The 15561-nt window shown below is 67.6% G+C and carries 16 protein-coding genes; 11 read left to right on the forward strand and 5 right to left on the reverse strand.

From position 1 onward, the window contains the following. Positions 1-45: 45 nt before the first annotated feature. Entirely contained in the window at positions 46-1806 is a 1761-nt protein-coding gene (gene dnaA / locus ACZ5MJ_RS17825; protein ID WP_464221144.1) for a chromosomal replication initiator protein DnaA, read from the reverse strand. 816 nt (positions 1807-2622) lie between these two features. Here dnaA and rpmH point away from each other — a divergent pair. The 5 genes from rpmH (at position 2623) to tam (ending at position 6318) form a co-directional block, all read left to right on the forward strand. Beyond that, on the forward strand, positions 2623-2757 hold the full coding sequence (gene rpmH, locus ACZ5MJ_RS17830; RefSeq protein ID WP_008650850.1) for a 50S ribosomal protein L34: 135 nt from the start codon (positions 2623-2625) through the stop codon (positions 2755-2757). Positions 2758-2919: 162 nt separating this feature from the next. Then, positions 2920-3384 carry a ribonuclease P protein component gene (gene rnpA / locus ACZ5MJ_RS17835; protein ID WP_464223750.1) on the forward strand — a complete coding sequence of 155 codons (465 nt, stop codon included), beginning with the start codon at positions 2920-2922 and terminating at the stop codon, positions 3382-3384. Positions 3385-3403: 19 nt separating this feature from the next. Next, positions 3404-3715 carry a membrane protein insertion efficiency factor YidD gene (gene yidD, locus ACZ5MJ_RS17840; RefSeq protein WP_464221151.1) on the forward strand — a complete coding sequence of 104 codons (312 nt, stop codon included), beginning with the start codon at positions 3404-3406 and terminating at the stop codon, positions 3713-3715. A gap of 21 nt (positions 3716-3736) precedes the next feature. Further along, positions 3737-5407 carry a membrane protein insertase YidC gene (gene yidC, locus ACZ5MJ_RS17845; RefSeq protein ID WP_464221152.1) on the forward strand — a complete coding sequence of 557 codons (1671 nt, stop codon included), beginning with the start codon at positions 3737-3739 and terminating at the stop codon, positions 5405-5407. A gap of 140 nt (positions 5408-5547) precedes the next feature. Then, positions 5548-6318 (forward strand): trans-aconitate 2-methyltransferase, encoded by a 771-nt coding sequence (tam, locus tag ACZ5MJ_RS17850; RefSeq protein WP_464221153.1) that lies wholly within the window; start codon positions 5548-5550, stop codon positions 6316-6318. 3 nt (positions 6319-6321) lie between these two features. Here the strand turns inward: tam and ACZ5MJ_RS17855 are convergent, their stop codons facing one another. Beyond that, positions 6322-6708 carry a VOC family protein gene (locus ACZ5MJ_RS17855; RefSeq protein WP_464221155.1) on the reverse strand — a complete coding sequence of 129 codons (387 nt, stop codon included), beginning with the start codon at positions 6706-6708 and terminating at the stop codon, positions 6322-6324. Between the two features lie 245 nt (positions 6709-6953). On the opposite strand from ACZ5MJ_RS17855, the gene ACZ5MJ_RS17860 reads away from it, so the two are divergent. From ACZ5MJ_RS17860 to ACZ5MJ_RS17885, 6 genes are all read left to right on the forward strand, one after another. Then, positions 6954-7772 carry a CHAD domain-containing protein gene (locus ACZ5MJ_RS17860; RefSeq protein WP_464221156.1) on the forward strand — a complete coding sequence of 273 codons (819 nt, stop codon included), beginning with the start codon at positions 6954-6956 and terminating at the stop codon, positions 7770-7772. Between the two features lie 71 nt (positions 7773-7843). After that, the gene (gene mnmE, locus ACZ5MJ_RS17865; protein WP_464221157.1) at positions 7844-9271 is read left to right on the forward strand and encodes a tRNA uridine-5-carboxymethylaminomethyl(34) synthesis GTPase MnmE; all 1428 of its coding nucleotides are present in this window, start codon (positions 7844-7846) and stop codon (positions 9269-9271) included. A gap of 192 nt (positions 9272-9463) precedes the next feature. Next, on the forward strand, positions 9464-10708 hold the full coding sequence (locus ACZ5MJ_RS17870; RefSeq protein WP_464223752.1) for a glycosyltransferase: 1245 nt from the start codon (positions 9464-9466) through the stop codon (positions 10706-10708). 41 nt (positions 10709-10749) lie between these two features. Further along, positions 10750-11331: an OB-fold putative lipoprotein gene (locus tag ACZ5MJ_RS17875; RefSeq protein WP_464221158.1), complete on the forward strand. Its 582-nt coding sequence runs from the start codon at positions 10750-10752 to the stop codon at positions 11329-11331. 31 nt (positions 11332-11362) lie between these two features. Next, positions 11363-11554: a hypothetical protein gene (locus ACZ5MJ_RS17880; RefSeq protein ID WP_464221159.1), complete on the forward strand. Its 192-nt coding sequence runs from the start codon at positions 11363-11365 to the stop codon at positions 11552-11554. A gap of 142 nt (positions 11555-11696) precedes the next feature. Further along, on the forward strand, positions 11697-12242 hold the full coding sequence (locus ACZ5MJ_RS17885; RefSeq protein ID WP_464221160.1) for an Sbal_3080 family lipoprotein: 546 nt from the start codon (positions 11697-11699) through the stop codon (positions 12240-12242). Between the two features lie 102 nt (positions 12243-12344). On the opposite strand, the gene ACZ5MJ_RS17890 is transcribed toward ACZ5MJ_RS17885, so the two are convergent. The 3 genes from ACZ5MJ_RS17890 to ACZ5MJ_RS17900 all read right to left on the reverse strand — a co-directional run bounded on the left by ACZ5MJ_RS17890 (position 12345) and on the right by ACZ5MJ_RS17900 (position 15465). Continuing rightward, entirely contained in the window at positions 12345-13319 is a 975-nt protein-coding gene (locus ACZ5MJ_RS17890; RefSeq protein ID WP_464221162.1) for a M14 family metallopeptidase, read from the reverse strand. 108 nt (positions 13320-13427) lie between these two features. Beyond that, positions 13428-14396 carry a Bug family tripartite tricarboxylate transporter substrate binding protein gene (locus ACZ5MJ_RS17895; protein WP_464221163.1) on the reverse strand — a complete coding sequence of 323 codons (969 nt, stop codon included), beginning with the start codon at positions 14394-14396 and terminating at the stop codon, positions 13428-13430. Between the two features lie 124 nt (positions 14397-14520). Continuing rightward, positions 14521-15465 carry a LysR family transcriptional regulator gene (locus tag ACZ5MJ_RS17900; protein WP_432260440.1) on the reverse strand — a complete coding sequence of 315 codons (945 nt, stop codon included), beginning with the start codon at positions 15463-15465 and terminating at the stop codon, positions 14521-14523. Positions 15466-15561 lie beyond the last annotated feature (96 nt).

Genomic DNA, 15561 nt, shown 5'->3' on the forward strand with positions numbered 1-15561 from the left:
TCAAAATACGCCAGTTTCGGGGTCACCCCCGGCATCGGCCAGCCATCAGCCCTTGAGCGTTTGCTCCAGCACGTGCAGCTCGTGGTTCAGCTGCGCATCCTTGCTGCGTTCGTCGGCAATCTTGCGCACGGCGTGCAGCACGGTGGTGTGGTCGCGGCCGCCAAAGAGCTCGCCGATCTCGGGCAGGCTCTTCTGCGTCAGCTCCTTGGCCAGGTACATCGCAATCTGGCGCGGCCGTGCAATATTGGCAGGCCGCTTTTTCGAGTACATGTCAGCGACCTTGATGTTGTAGAAATCCGCGCAGGTCTTCTGGATGTTCTCCACAGAGATCTGGCGGTTCTGCACGGTCAGCAGATCCTTGAGCGCTTCGCGCGTCACCTCGATGGTGATGTCCTTGCCGTGGAAGTTGCTGAACGCCAGGATCTTGCGCAGCGCGCCTTCCAGCTCACGCACGTTGGAGCGCAGGTGCTTGGCGACAAAGAAGGCGACCTCTTCGGGCACGTTGACGCTTTCCGCGGCGGCCTTCTTCATCAGGATGGCCACGCGCATTTCCAGCTCGGGCGGCTCGATGGCCACGGTCAGGCCCGAGTCGAAGCGCGAGATCAGGCGGTCGTCGATGCCGCTGATTTCCTTCGGGTAGGTATCGCTGGTGATGATCACCTGCGCCCGGTTGGCAATCAGAGCCTCGAAGGCGTAGAAGAACTCTTCCTGCGTGCGGTTCTTGCCGGAGAAGAACTGGATATCGTCGATCAGCAGCAGGTCCAGCGAGTGGTAGTAGCGCTTGAACTCGTCGAACGCCTTGCGCTGGTACGCCTTGACCACGTCGGACACGTACTGCTCGGCGTGGATGTAGCGGATGCGCGCGCGCGGATTCTCCATCAGCATGTAGTTGCCGATGGCGTGGATTAAGTGAGTCTTACCGAGGCCTACGCCGCCATAGAGATACAGCGGGTTGTAGGACTTGCCCGGGTTGTTGGCCACCTGGATGGCCGCGGCGCGGGCCAGCTGGTTGGCCTTACCAGTGACGAAGTTGTCAAAGGTCAGGATCGGGTTCAGGCGCGAGCGCTCGTGCACCGTGTCGCTCGGCTGGTGGCCGGGCATCGGCGTGTTGCCGCCCATCTGCTGGTGCGGCTGCTGCTGCGGTTGCTGCGGCTGCACGCGGTAGGAGCGGGCGCTGGCTTCGGCGGGGTCCATGTGGACCACGTCGATCTCGCCCATGTCGGCGCCGTGCTGCGGGTGGTGATGCTGGCCGGGGTGCTGGCCGCCCATGCCGGGGCCCTGGGCGCGCGCGCCGGCCGGGACCGGGGCCGCGGACGGCATGCCGGCCGGGTTACCGTACTGCGGCTGGCCCATGCCGTACCCGGCAGCGGCGGGGTACTCACCATAGCCAGGCTGGCCGGGCATGGCAAACGGGGGCTGCTGGCCCATGGCCTGGCCACCCATCGGCTGGCCACCGGGATAGCCGGCCATGGCCGTACCCGGTGCTGCGTGGGCGTCCATGCCGCCCGGGCCCATGCCGGGCTGGGCCGGCTGCATATAGGCAGCGGCACGGCCCGACGCGGCCGGGTCCAGCACGAACTGGACGCTGACCTGCGCTTCCCAGTACTCGCAGGCCAGTGCGGTGATGCGCCCCGAAAACTGACTCTTGACCCAATCCAGCTTGAAACGGTTGGGCGCGGCAATGCGCAGCGCGTGCGTTTCTTCATCGAACGCAACGGGCGCCAGCGGCTTGATCCACGTCTTGAACTGTTGTGGCGTCAGCTCGCGCTCTAGTTGCGCGGCTGCCGCCTGCCAGAAATCTTGCATTGTTTGTTTTTTGGTAATCGTACCCGGCCGCCATTCAGCGGTTCCCCCGGCACGCCACAAGCGGCGTCTGTGCCGCGCGATCCGGGCCATCCTTACCGTATTAGGAATCAATTCCGTTCGGTGAGGCCTCCGCGGCATGCCAATGCAGCAGCCAGCGAGCCTTCAGGCTCGCCGCACTGGCGTGCGTTCAGTCATGCGTTGCCGCGGTGGGGGCCCGGGTTGCGCCTGCGCCACGCAGCCCGTGTTGTGTTTGGACCCGGATTGTACCCCCGCCCCTGAGTTATCCACAAAGGATAAGTCTGTGGACAACTTGTGCAAATGCAGTGGATTTGTGTGCACAACCCCTGCTGTGATGCGGCTTTCCGGGGTGTGAAAACGGGGAAAATTTCAGGCAAAACAGGGACTTCGCCTGTGGATGACCTTGCCGGTGGTGGCCCGGAGGGCACATTTAGTTACCCACCGCGTGTTGTGGACAATGGCGCACCACGGGCCTTGGGGTGCTGTAGCAAATGTGTCCTTGCACACAGACTGGCACCTTGACAGCGCCGGAGAAAATCGTTTAAATGGCGGGTTCTGCGATGCGGCAGGGGATCACGTATGCGCATCGCCGGGTCTGGCCTGTTCGTGCCGTCCTTGCTAACAGGTTATCGACCTGCACATGCATAAACACGGCCGGCAGCAAGACAGAACCAGAATCGTCGGCAATCCCGCTGCAGTGTCTTGCCAGCGGCAGCCCCATGCGAACCATACGCGGCGGCCACGGCACCCCGGCACCAGCCGGTGTCAGGCGCGCCCAGATCAACCAGAGAGTGCAACATGAAACGTACCTACCAACCTTCCGTTACCCGCCGCAAGCGTACCCACGGCTTCCGCGTGCGCATGAAGACCCGCGGCGGCCGTGCCGTCATCAACGCACGCCGCGCCAAGGGCCGCAAGCGCCTGGCCATCTGAGGCCCGGGCGACCGGCCTGACGGCACGCCCGGCGCCGGCTGCAGCATACCGCAGCCGTGCCGCGCAGCCGTCAATGCCCACCGCCTCGGTTTCAGGTCGGCCGGCAGCTTGCCGCAGGGCGCCGCTTTGCGCCAGCAGTCTTACTCGCCAGCGTTATCAAGCGTGTCAGCCCATGCCTTCCCCAAAGCCGCAAGGCTAACAAAGACGGATGAGTTTTCATCCGTTTTTGCTTTGCGGCCCCGGCGGCGCAGCCCGCATTTCGTGCTCTATGTACGCGCCAACGACCGGCCGGAAGGCCGTCTTGGCGTGGTGGTCGGCAAGAAGTTCGCGCCGCGCGCCGCTGAGCGCAACCTGGTGAAGCGCATGGCGCGCGAGCTGTTCCGCCAGCGCCGTGAAGAACTGGCGGGGCGCGACGTGCTGCTGCGCCTGCAAACCAAGTTCCCGCGCGCGGAATTTGCAACGCGCGCGGCGGTCCGAAGGGCATGCGCGGCGGAAATCGCCAGCCTGCTCGACGTTGCGGCAAAACCACTGCCGCCACCCGCGCCGTCTGCCTCGCCCCCGGCACCGCCATCCGCGGCGCCAGCGGCGAGCCCCTCGCAAAGCCAGCCCCCGGGCCTTCCGGCCTGAACGCGCGCCAACGCCCGCCATGAAGCGAATCCTGCTAGTCCTGCTGCGTGTCTACAAGATCGCCCTGAGTCCTTACCTGGGCTCGCAGTGCCGCTTCGTGCCGACCTGTTCCGAGTACGCCCGCGACGCCGTCGTCCATTACGGCGCCGCACGCGGCAGCTGGATGGCCGCCTGCCGGCTGTGCCGTTGCCATCCTTTCACACAAGGCGGGTATGATCCCGTGCCGGGCACGGAAGCTGACGACACTGCCAGGCCGGACACCCACGCGGGCCGTTCCGTCCATGCCGCCGCAGGCCATGCGCCTGTGGCGATCCGTCTGCCCAGACCCTGATTTCTCCGACCACAGCCAGACATGGATATCAAACGCACCATCCTCTGGGTCATCTTCTCGATGTCCCTCGTGCTGCTCTACGACAACTGGCAGCGCTCCCAAGGCCATGCGTCGATGTTCTTCCCGAGCACGACGCAACAGCAGGGCGCTTCGGCGCCGGCCGCCAGCGGTGCTGCCGCGCAGGGCGACGTGCCCAAGGCCAACGTGCCGGCAGGCGCAGCGGGTACCGCTGCCCCGGCCGCGCCGCAGGCCGCGGCCCAGCCCACCGGCGAGAAGATCGTGGTGACCACCGACGAGGTGCGCGCCGAGATCGACACCGCCGGCGGCATCCTGTCGCGCCTGGAGCTGCTCAACGAGCACGAGAAGGACGGCAAGCCGGTGGTGCTGTTCGAACGCGACACCACCCGCACGTATATGGCCCGCTCGGGCCTGATCGGCGGCGACCTGCCCAACCACACCACGGTCTTCACCGCCGCCCCGGGCCCGCGCGCGCTGGACGGCGCCGACAAGCTGGAAGTGACGCTGACCGCCGACAAGAACGGCGTGAAGTTCGTGAAGACCTACATCTTCCACAAGGGCAGCTATGTGGTGGACACGCGCTTTGCCGTGACCAACGAAGGTACCGCGCCGGTCTCGCCGACGCTGTACATGGAACTGGCGCGTGACGGCAGCAAGGTCGAGCAGTCGCAGTTCTACAGCACCTTCACCGGCCCGGCCATCTACACCGACGCCGACAAGTACCACAAGATCACCTTCGACGACATCGGCAAGGGCAAGGCCAGCGTGCCGGCCGCCAGCAGCAGTGGCTGGGTGGCCATGGTGCAGCACTACTTTGCCTCGGCCTGGATTCCCCAGTCCGGCAAGGAGCACAGCTTCTACGTCGAGAAGATCGATGCCAACCTGTTCCGCGTGGGCATCCAGCAACCGCTGGGCCAGATCGCCCCAGGCGCGACCGTGACGACTGACGCACGCCTGTTTGCCGGTCCGCAGGAAGAGCGCATGCTCGAGAAGATCACCCCGGGCCTGGAACTGGTGAAGGACTACGGCTGGCTGACCATCCTGGCCAAGCCGCTGTTCTGGCTGCTGGAGAAGCTGCACGGCTTCCTGGGCAACTGGGGCTGGTCGATCATCTTGCTGACGGTGCTGATCAAGCTGGTGTTCTTCCCGCTGTCGGCGGCAAGCTACAAGTCCATGGGCAAGATGAAGGACCTGCAGCCGCGCATGACGTCGATCCGCGAGCGCCACAAGGGCGATCCGCAGAAGATGAACCAGGAGATGATGGCGCTGTACAAGACCGAGAAGGTCAACCCGCTCGGCGGCTGCCTGCCCATCGTGATCCAGATCCCGGTGTTCATTGCGCTGTACTGGGTGCTGCTGTCGACGGTGGAAATGCGCGGCGCGCCGTGGCTGGGCTGGATCCATGACCTGTCGGTGCCGGATCCGTTCTACATCCTGCCGGTCGTGATGGCCGCGTCGATGTTCGTGCAGACCAGGCTGAACCCGACCCCGCCGGACCCCGTGCAGGCCAAGGTCATGATGATCATGCCGCTGGTGTTCTCGTTCATGTTCTTCTTCTTCCCGGCCGGCCTGGTGCTGTACTGGGTGGTGAACAACATCCTGTCGATCGCCCAGCAGTGGCAGATCAACCGCATGCTCGGCAAGGGCAAGGCGGCAGTGGCGGCGAAGAGCTGATCCTGTTGCAGGATGCGGTAAGTGAAAAGCCCGGCAGCGATGCCGGGCTTTTTGTTTGTGGCGGGGGTATGCTTTCGGGCTGTATGCCGTTGCATGCAATACAACGCACCAACCCCGCACCACCCGACAGGAGATTCACGATGAGCTGGTCCGCCCGCCAATACGTCGCCTTCGAAGATGAACGCACCCGCCCGGTCCGCGACTTGGTGGCTGCCATCCCCAATGAGATCGTGCGCAGCGCGGTGGATATCGGCTGCGGGCCGGGCAACTCCACCGAGGTGCTGCTGGCGCGCTATGCGGGGGCGTCGGTGACCGGGATGGACAGCTCGCAGGACATGATCGACGCGGCCCGCAAGCGCCTGCCCGACGTGCAGTTCCGCGTGGCCGACATCGGCGCCTGGGACGAGGCCGGTCCCTATGACGTGATCCTGGCCAATGCCGTGCTGCAGTGGCTGCCTGACCATGCCAGCCTGTTCCCGGCACTGGTGTCGAAGCTCGCCCCTGGCGGCACGCTGGCCGTGCAGATGCCGGACAACCTGGAAGAACCCGCGCACCTGCTGATGCGCCAGGTGGCGGCGGAAGGCCCGTGGGCCGACAAGCTTGCCGGCGCCAGCAAGGCCCGCGCGGAACGTGCGCCGGCGCGCTGGTACTACGAGCTGCTGCGCCCGCTGTGCCAGCGCGTGGACGTTTGGCTGACCACGTACCACCATCCGCTGGCCGACGGCCCGGCCGCGGTGGTGGAGTGGTTCAAGGGCAGCGGCCTGCGTCCCTTCCTGCAGCCGCTGGATGATGCCGAGCGCGCCGCCTACCTGACCTGCTACGAGGCCGAAATTGCCAGGGCGTACCCGGCGCTGCCGGACGGATCGGTGCTGCTGCCGTTCCCGCGCCTGTTCATCGTGGCGACGCGCTAGCCGTTACGCGGGCTTGTGGCACACCGCCTCGATGTTGTGCCCGTCCGGATCCAGCACGAAGGCGCCGTAGTAGTTGGGGTGATAGTGCGCGCGCAGGCCCGGCGCGCCATTGTCGCGCCCGCCCGCGGCCAGCGCCGCCTGGTAGAAAGCGTCCACGGTTTCGCGGCTGTCCACGCGGAAGGCCACGTGCAGCGGCGGCTGGTTGGGGGTGCCGCGGTAGATCCAGAAGTCGGGATGGCCCGGCGGGCCAAAGCCGGCCACATCGGTGCTGCCGGTGATGCTGGCCGGGAACTCCTTGTCCAGCACATAGCCGATGGCGCCCAGCGCCGCCTGGTAGAAGATGCGGCTCTTGCCGTAGTCGCTGACGATTACGCCGGTGTGGTCGATCATGGGTGGCTCCCGTTCGAGGGTGGCAGGGCGGTGTCGCGCAGCAAAAGCCGTTCCTGTTCGGTGGTCATGGATGTTCCTTGTCGGGTCACTGCATCACCGGGATGTACGCATTCCAGCGTGTAGGGCCGGGCGTGTCAACTTCCAGATGAGCATCCTGCGTCGCTTGGGGGCGCGCAAGCGCGTGCCGTCACCTACACTGGAAGCATCCGCGTCCCGCATGCGCGCCTGACCGCATGCAGCCCGCCATGACCGTCGACGCCCCTTCCCCCACACTGCACCGCAAGACGCGGCCGGCTGCTGCCTTTGCTGCGCTGATACAGGCCAGCCTGGCGCACATCGAAGCGTGCCTGGACCAGTTGCTGCACCGCGACGAGCCCGAGGACCTGCACGCGCTGCGCGTCGCGGTACGCCATGCGCGCGCGGTGCTCTGGGCCCTGGGGCCGTCGTTGCCGCGGCAGGAACGCGACCGCTGGCAGCAAGACCTGCGCATGCTGGCGCGCGCCACCAGCGCGGTCCGCGACTGGGACGTATTCCTGGCCGAAACCATCGCCCCGGCATGCAAGCTGGAACCGGACGACACCGTGCTGGCGGCCATCGCCGACACGGCCCGCGAGCGCCGCACCATCGCCCGTGACACCATGCTCGCGGCCATGGCCCGCTACCGTGACTGGCCGCTGCCCACGCTGCATCGCGACCTGGCGCACCTGGCCCAGCTTGCCACCCGCGCCCGCAAGGACGGCGGCCGCCTCGGGCCCTTCGCCCGCAAGCGCGTGCGCCGTGGCCGCAAGCAGTTGCGCGCGCTGACCAAGGCCGCACGCGATGGCGATGCCCGCGCGGTCCACGAGCAACGTATCGCCGGCAAGCGGCTGCGCTATGTGATCGAGGCATTCGCGCCGGTGCTGCCGTCCCGCTATACCAGGCGCCTGCATCGCAAGCTGGTCAAAGGGCAGACGAAGCTCGGCAGCTTTGTCGACGGCATTGTCGCGCGCCGGCTGATGGCCGAATGCCTGGAAGCGCAGGCGATGCCCGATGAAGCGCCGCCGCCGCCGCCCGGCGCCACCTGAACACCCGCCCGCCATGGCGGCCTGCCCACCGTGTGCCACGCCAACTGCACCCGATCTGCGACAATACCGCCATGACTGCTCCCCAGGTTCCCATTGCCGCCATCGCCACCGCCCCCGGACGCGGCGGCATCGGCGTGGTGCGCGTGTCGGGCCCCGATGTCGGCCCCGTGATGCGCGCCGTCTGCGGCCAGGCACTGAAGCCGCGCCACGCTACTTACCTGCCGTTCCTCGATGGCCAAGGCAAGGTCATCGACCACGGCCTGGCGCTGTATTTCCCGGCGCCCAATTCCTATACCGGCGAGGAAGTGCTTGAGCTGCAGGGCCATGGCGGCCCGGTGGTGATGCAGATGCTGCTGACGCGCTGCCTGCAGGCCGGCAACGGCATCGGCCTGCGCCTGGCCGAGCCCGGCGAGTTCACGCGGCGCGCCTTCCTTAACGACAAGCTCGACCTGGCCCAGGCCGAGGCCGTGGCCGACCTGATCGAAGCCAGCACCGAGGCCGCGGCGCGCTCGGCGGCGCGATCGATGGAAGGCGAGTTCTCCAACGCCATCCGCCAGCTTGTGGATAAAGTTATCCACCTGCGCATGCTGGTGGAAGCCACGCTGGATTTCCCCGAGGAAGAGATCGATTTCCTGGAGCAGTCCGACGCACGCGGCCAGCTTGCCACCATCCGCACCGAACTGGGTGCGGTACTGGCGCAGGCGCGCCAGGGCGCGTTGCTGCGCGAGGGCCTGTCGGTGGTGCTGGCGGGCCAGCCCAACGTGGGCAAGTCATCGCTGCTGAACGCACTGGCCGGCGCTGAGCTGGCCATCGTCACACCCATCGCCGGCACCACGCGCGACCGCGTGCGCGAGACCATCCAGATCGACGGCATCCCGCTGCATATCATCGACACCGCCGGCCTGCGCGAGCACGCCGCCGACGAAGTCGAGCGCATCGGCATCGAACGCACCTGGGACGCCATCCGCCGCGCCGACATTGTGCTGCACCTGGTCGACGCCACCGACTACCTGCGCCATGGCTTGTCCGAGACCGACGACGCCATCGACGACCAGCTCAGCGGCCAGCTGCCGCCGGGCTCGCCGATCGTGCGCATCGTCAACAAGATCGACAAGGCGCCGGCGGTGGGGGATGTCGTGTTTGGCGGCAATCGACCGCATGTGGTCGCCGCCAACGGGCCCAACCCGACTGAGATCTGGATCTCGGCGCGCACTGGTGCCGGCATTGAACTGCTGCGCAAGGAACTGCTGCGGCTGGTGGGCTGGCAGTCGGGCAATGAAGGCAACTTCCTGGCGCGCGAACGGCATCTGACGGCGCTGCGCACGGCGCAGTCGCACCTGGATATCGCTGCGGAGCAGGCAGAGCATCAGGCGCAGGCGCTGGACTTGTTTGCTGAAGAGTTGCGGCTGGCGCAGGAGTGCCTGAACAGCATTACGGGTGAGTTCACCAGTGATGATTTGCTGGGGACGATTTTTACGCGGTTTTGTATTGGGAAGTAGCTGGTCTAAGGCTCTCCGCAATGGATGCCTGGGAAAGCCTGTGGCAGCAATGGCCAGACGTGGACAACCATTTTGAGGAAGTCCTCACAATGGCCGAGACCGGTCCCGGCGCCTGCCGTAGGCAACATTAATGGCCAAGCGAAGCAGACAAAGCCACACCGAACGACCGTGGACAGAAGTTACCGCTACGCCATGCGCCTGATCCTCATCACCTTCGGCACCCAGGGTGACTGCCGCCCCATCGTCGCCCTGGGCCTCGGCCTGCGCGCAGCCGGCCACGACGTGCTGATGCTGGGCGAACGCTCGGCAGCCACGCTCGCGGCGGAGCACGGCCTGGCCTTTGCGCCGATGGCCGGCGATATCCAGCAGACGCTGGCCCCCGGCGGCGCGCTGCACAAGCTGATGACCGAAGGCGGCAACGTGGCCGAGGCCACGCGCGCGTTTGCGCGCATTGCCGAGGACAACACCGAGGCGTGGATGGCGCAATTGGCCGAGGCTGCGCGCGACGCCGATGGCATCGTGTTCTCGGGGCTCACGGCGTATGTGGCGCTGTCGGTGGGCGAGCATCTGGGCAAGCCGGTGATCGGCGCGGGCATGTTCCCGATCTCGCCGACGCGGGCCTTTCCGTCCGCGCTGCTGCCGCCGTTCAGGCTGCCGGGGTGGGCCAACCGCGCCAGCCACCAGTTGATCAACTTCGTGCTGTGGCGCATGTTCCGAACCGCCACCAATGCCGCACGCGCCAGGCTGTTCGGTGCCTCAGCGCGCAAGGCGATGTGGGTGGATTTTCCGACGCTGTACGCAATGTCGCCGCACCTGGTGCCGCGTCCGCATGACTGGCATGACGACTGGCTGGTGAGCGGCGCGTGGACCATGCCGCCGCAGCCGGACTGGCAGCCGGATGCGCGGCTGCAGGACTTCCTGGCAGCCGGCCGGGCGCCGCTGTATATCGGCTTTGGCAGCATGGCGGGCTTTGATCGAAACAGGGTGGTGACAGCGCTGGTGCAGGCGGTCGATGGCCGGCGCGCGCTGTTCTATCCGGGCTGGAGCGGCATTGACGTGGGCGCGCTGCCGTCCAACTTCCACGTGGTGGACGCGACGCCGCATGACTGGCTGCTGCCGCGCGTGTCGGCGGCGATCCATCATGGCGGCGCGGGCACTACGCATGCGGTATCGGCAGCAGGCGTGCCGGCGATCGTGCTGCCGTTTGCGGGCGACCAGTTCTTCTGGGCGGGCCGGCTGGCGGCGCTGGGCGTGGCGCCGCGTTATGTCGCCGGGCACAAGATCGATGCGCGGCGGCTGGCGTCGATGATCGAATTTACCGAGCAGCCGGCCACGCGCGAACGGGCCGCCACGCTGGGCCGCGCGATCGCCGCCGAGCGCGGCGTGGCCAATGCCGTGGCCGCGATCGAGCGCTTTTGCGGCAGGCAGGGCGCATAATCCGGTTCCGCCTTACGCTTTCACAGACGCAGGACCTCCAGATGATGAACCGTACCCAGCAAATCCTGATTGCCATCGTCGCCGTGGCTGTCCTTGGCATGTTGTGGTTTGCCGGCAATGACCGCCGCGACGATGTCGGCGGTGCCGCGCCCGACGCACAGGCCGAAGCGCAGGCCGCGGCCAGCGCGGTGCCTGCCAGCGATGTGCGCGGTGTGCCGCGCAATGGCACGCTGGATCCGGTCAGCATCGACCCGGAACGCCCAGCGGACCGCCTGCCGCAACGCCAGGCCGATGCGCTGCTGAATGAATACCGCGACAACGCCAGGGAAGCCGACCACCGCTACCTGGGCCAGTACCTGATTGTCGAGGGCATTGCCAGCGGCATTCGCCGCGAGGGTGACCAGGTCTATGTCGATATCCGCACCAACGATCCCGGCGTGAACGTGCGCGCGCTGCTGCTGCAACGCCAGATCTGCGGCCCGGCGGGGCGGGTATGTGAAGTAGAAGCCCGCGCCACCATGGTGCGGCGCGGCCAGAAGGTGGCGGTGGAATGCAACGGGGCAGGGCTGGCGGACGGTTCGCCGCTGCTGCGCGACTGCCTGCTGCGCGGCGGCGCCAACTGATCGCGCTGGTCCACGATTCCGGAGTCTTTTCATGCAATCCGTACTGTCCGTCCTTGCCATCCTGATCATGGTGGGCACCATCGTCGGCCTGGTCTCGCCGGCCTGGTTCAGCCAGACGCTGTTCGGCGGCAAACCCGTTACTCGCGTGCAGGTGGCAGTGATCGGGGTCTGTCTTGCCGGGCTTTGCCTGGTCCTGGTGGGCCGGCTGGCGCAGGGCGGCTGAGGCGCCACCCCTTCATGCAGAAGCGGCGGATTTGCGCTTCTGTTTGGACGATTGGATCGGCGTACCGGCACCTACAGTGTGAAGGTATGCGGTGGCCATTGCGCCTTGCATGGCACGCCGCCCCAGCCATCCAGGACACCCCATGAACAAAGCTCTGCTGGCCGCCGGCCTTGGCCTGCTGCTCACCGGCTGCTCGACCTACCAGGCCGTGACGCCGGTCGACCGGCCTGACCGCAACGATCCCCTTGTCGCGTTCCAGGTGCCGGCCGGCGGCGGTCCGCTGGGCCACTACGGCGCCAATGGCACGCTGCTGTGCGTGGTGGTGAACCCGGTCACGGGCAATGACTTTGTCGAGAGCTTCCTCGCGTCGCTGCGGCGGCGCAATTTCGAGGTGAAGGTGCTGCAGGCGCAGGCCTCGCCCGCGGCGTGCCCGATGGTGGCGCTGTACGCGGCGCGCGGCGCCTGGTACTGGACCTCTTACCTGAACAGCGCGGACATCACCGTATTCCGCAACGGCGACCGTGTCGGCAAGGCGACCTACGACGCCAACCGCAGCGCGGGCGGGCTCAACCTGAGCAACTTCGTGCAGCCGTCGTCCAAGCTCGATGAACTGGTCGAGAAGCTATTCCCCGGCATGCTGCCGCCGCCTCCGCCGCCGGCGGGAACGGTGGCCACACCGGCGGCCTAGCCCATCTGCAGTCAACCGGAGGGCGGGACCATGCCTCTCTGCGCAGCATCTTGCCGGGCGCAGCCGCGCCCGGCCCAGCGTACCCGGCCCAGCGTACCCGGGTCAGCGTTCCAGCCGGCCCAGGCGCACCACGGTCACGCCCGGGCGCAACTGGCGCAGCGACGGCATCACCAGCACGCAATCCGGATACGGCGTCACCACTGGCTCGCCGTCGCGCCAGCCGATTACGGTCCCGGCCTCGGTAAAGGTCTCCAGCCCGGTATAGGGGCCGGCAAAGCGGAAGTCCATGCTGGTGGCCACCACCGGCTCGGTCACGCGTACCACGCGCTGCGTGGCGGGCAGCGGCTGCAGCCAGCCGGCGGGCAAGTCGGCTTCATCCACGATGCCGGCATGCAGCAGGAAGCGCGCGCTGCTGTCCTGCGCCACCGTCACGGCTGCCGGCTCCCAGTGCTGGCCGCATTCGATCAGCAGCGCATTGCGCGGGCTGGCGGCGTCGCCAAAGCCATCGTAGTCGCGCATGCGGCGGCCTTCGGGGTGGCCTTCGTCGACGATCACGTCGGCGGGCGCGCCCAGCGCGCGCGACAGGGCGATGCCCTTGTCCAGCGGGCCGGAGACGATCAGCGGCCGGCTTTTCTCATGCATGGAATGCAGGTCCAGCAGCAGGTCGACGGTGTCGATCACCGGGCGCATGGCGCGCGCGCGGCGCAGCTCGGACGAATCCAGGCTGGTGTCGTCCAGCGTCCTGGCCGTCCATACGCGGTTGAAGTCCTGGTCGACGAAGCGCGAGGCGTCGGGCCTGGCCGCATCGAAGCGGTGATAAGCATCGACGTTGGCAAAGGCCAGCGTCAGGCGGCCGCGGCGCGGGCGCAGGCCGTGGTCCAACAGCGCCTTGACGGCGATGGCGCCGCAGACCTCGTTGCCGTGGGTCAGCGCGTTGACCATCACGTGTGGGCCGGGCTGGCCGCTGTCGAAGGTGAACAGGTAGGGGATGCCGGTGTTGCCGGCGGCGTAGGGACGGATGTCGGGGAAGGCGACATCGACGGGGTAGGCGTCGATCGGTGCGGAGGGCTGGGTCATGGGAATCGGTGCGTTCAGGGTGCCTGGCGGGTCGGTGCCTGCCGGGTCGTGTGATGTGGACAAACAGGGTAGGGGGCGGGCATTTCCAGCGCCGCCCCACAACCTCACTTACTCATGAATCCCAGCCGTCTGCACGATGGTGCGATAACGCCCCGTCTCGCGCTTGATAAAGCTGCCGAACTGCGCCGGGTTGGCAGGCGCCACTTCCACGCCGGCTTCTGCCAGCTTCTTCTTCACATCCGGCATCGCCAGCACGGCCTGCATCTCGGTGTTCAGGCGATCCACCACCGGTTGCGGCAGCCTGGCCGGCCCCATCAGGCCGAACCACACGCCCATGTCCACGCCCTTGAGCGCGGGGGTCTCGGCCAGCGCGGGCACGTTCGGCGCTACCGGCGAGCGCTTGGCATTGGTCACGCCGTATGCCTGCACGCGGCCGGCCTGGATATGCGGCAGCGCCGACGACAGCACCATCACCGCCAGGTCGATCTGGCCGCCGAGCAGGTCGGTGGCCATGGCCGAGGCGCCCTTGTACGGCACGTGCGTGATATTGACCTTGCCCTGCTGCTTGATCAGCTCGCCGGCCAGGTTCAGCGGCGTGCCCACGCCCGACGAGGCATAGGCCAGCTTGCCCGGCTGGGCCTTGGCCAGCGTAATCAGCTCGGCCGCATTCCTGGCCGGCAGGCCGGTCTTGCCGACCAGCACCATCGGCTGGGTGCCGACGAAGGTCACCGGGGCCAGGTCCTTCTCGCCGTCGTAGCGCACGGCGGGGTTGGTCAGGCGGGCGATCGACACTTCACTGCCGGAACCCATCAGCAGGGTGTAGCCGTCCGCGTCTGCCTTGACCACCTTGGACGCGCCGATGGTGCCGCCGGCGCCGCCCAGGTTCTCGATCACCACGCTCTGGCCCAGGCGCTTGCCCAGTTCCGGGGCGATGGTGCGGGCCACCAGGTCGACGCTGCCGCCGGCGGTGTAGCCCACCACCAGCGTGATCGGCTTGGTGGGCCAGGTGGAAGCGAGGGCGCCGGCGGAAGCGGCAAGGCAGAGTGCGGCAGCGGCCGCGCGCAGGGTGGTCTTCATGGTCTTGGCTCTGGGGGTCCCGGAATAATGGTTGTGGACCGATGGTAGAGAGCGCGGAGCCGGCCCGGCGTGCAGCTTTGGCAAGGGGGGTTGCCGATTCGGCAATGGTGCGGCCGAAGGCGAATCAGCGCGGTGCCTGCACCGCCGCCTGCCAGAATGCCTCGGCCAGCGGCCGCATCGGCGCGCGCGGGCGGTACAGGCGGATATCGAGCGCCAGGTCGCCGCCATCGTCGCCCCGTGCGGCGCTGATGGCACGCACCAGCCGGCCCGCGTGCAGGTCATCGGCAATCAGCCGCGCCGGCAGCCAGGCCAGGCCCATGCGCTGGCGCACCATCTCGTGCACCGACTCGGCAAAGTCGCTGACCGCGATCACGTCCAGCCGCGCTGCCAGCTTGCGGCGCGCGATCTCCTGGTTGACCATGCGGCCCAGCGTCAGGGTCTCGGCGTAGGCGATCATCGGCACGGGCTTTGCAGCCGCCCTGGCAGTGGCCAGCCGGTGCAGCGGCGCGCCGCGCGCATCGGCGGCGCTGACGCACACCAGCCGCTCCACGCCGGCCAGGTGGAACTGGTAGCGCGCATCGTCCAGCATCACCGGCAGGTCCGGCGGGCTGTAGCAGAGCAGGAAATCGGCATCGCCCTCGGCGAACATCGCCAGCGCGTCGTGCATCGGGAAGGTCGACAGGCGCGTGCGGAAGCTGGCCGCTGCGGGGTCGTGCCGCAGTGCCTCGCGCAGGCCCGCCAGCCAGGCCGGCACCATCGAGCGCGCCAGGGTCTTGCCGGTGGCGATGGTGACCGTGCTGGCGTCGGCGCGGTGCGCGGCGCGCAGCGCCAGGCGGGTTTCATCCAGCGTGCGCAGGGCGCTCTGCGCGGCTTCCAGGAACTGGCGGCCTTCGGCGGTCAGCCGCACCGGGAAGGCGCTGCGGTCGATCAGCGGGGCGCCGGCCCAGACTTCCAGCGCCTGCATGCGCCGGCCAAAGGCGGGCGGGGTCACGTTGCGCAGTTCGGCGGCGCGCGCCAGGCTGCCGGCCTGGGCCAGGCAGACGAAGTCTTCGAGCCAGCGGATATGCATGGAGGTGGCCAATTGAGGGTAGGGCGGCAATGCCCTCATTATCGGCAAAACCGGGCGCCACCTTTGCCTGCCGCATTCCTCGGTTAGAATTTTTCG

It is taken from the genome of Cupriavidus sp. LA-1, from assembly GCF_055385985.1.

What these genes read in the sequence shown, in the direction of transcription:
- dnaA (WP_464221144.1), bottom strand. Translation starts at nt 1,806, where the DNA reads ATGCAAGATTTCTGGCAGGCGGCAGCCGCGCAACTAGAGCGCGAGCTG.
- rpmH (WP_008650850.1), top strand. Translation starts at nt 2,623, where the DNA reads ATGAAACGTACCTACCAACCTTCCGTTACCCGCCGCAAGCGTACCCAC.
- yidD (WP_464221151.1), top strand. Translation starts at nt 3,404, where the DNA reads ATGAAGCGAATCCTGCTAGTCCTGCTGCGTGTCTACAAGATCGCCCTG.
- yidC (WP_464221152.1), top strand. Translation starts at nt 3,737, where the DNA reads ATGGATATCAAACGCACCATCCTCTGGGTCATCTTCTCGATGTCCCTC.
- tam (WP_464221153.1), top strand. Translation starts at nt 5,548, where the DNA reads ATGAGCTGGTCCGCCCGCCAATACGTCGCCTTCGAAGATGAACGCACC.
- ACZ5MJ_RS17855 (WP_464221155.1), bottom strand. Translation starts at nt 6,708, where the DNA reads ATGATCGACCACACCGGCGTAATCGTCAGCGACTACGGCAAGAGCCGC.
- ACZ5MJ_RS17860 (WP_464221156.1), top strand. Translation starts at nt 6,954, where the DNA reads ATGACCGTCGACGCCCCTTCCCCCACACTGCACCGCAAGACGCGGCCG.
- mnmE (WP_464221157.1), top strand. Translation starts at nt 7,844, where the DNA reads ATGACTGCTCCCCAGGTTCCCATTGCCGCCATCGCCACCGCCCCCGGA.
- ACZ5MJ_RS17870 (WP_464223752.1), top strand. Translation starts at nt 9,464, where the DNA reads ATGCGCCTGATCCTCATCACCTTCGGCACCCAGGGTGACTGCCGCCCC.
- ACZ5MJ_RS17875 (WP_464221158.1), top strand. Translation starts at nt 10,750, where the DNA reads ATGATGAACCGTACCCAGCAAATCCTGATTGCCATCGTCGCCGTGGCT.
- ACZ5MJ_RS17880 (WP_464221159.1), top strand. Translation starts at nt 11,363, where the DNA reads ATGCAATCCGTACTGTCCGTCCTTGCCATCCTGATCATGGTGGGCACC.
- ACZ5MJ_RS17885 (WP_464221160.1), top strand. Translation starts at nt 11,697, where the DNA reads ATGAACAAAGCTCTGCTGGCCGCCGGCCTTGGCCTGCTGCTCACCGGC.
- ACZ5MJ_RS17890 (WP_464221162.1), bottom strand. Translation starts at nt 13,319, where the DNA reads ATGACCCAGCCCTCCGCACCGATCGACGCCTACCCCGTCGATGTCGCC.
- ACZ5MJ_RS17895 (WP_464221163.1), bottom strand. Translation starts at nt 14,396, where the DNA reads ATGAAGACCACCCTGCGCGCGGCCGCTGCCGCACTCTGCCTTGCCGCT.
- ACZ5MJ_RS17900 (WP_432260440.1), bottom strand. Translation starts at nt 15,465, where the DNA reads ATGCATATCCGCTGGCTCGAAGACTTCGTCTGCCTGGCCCAGGCCGGC.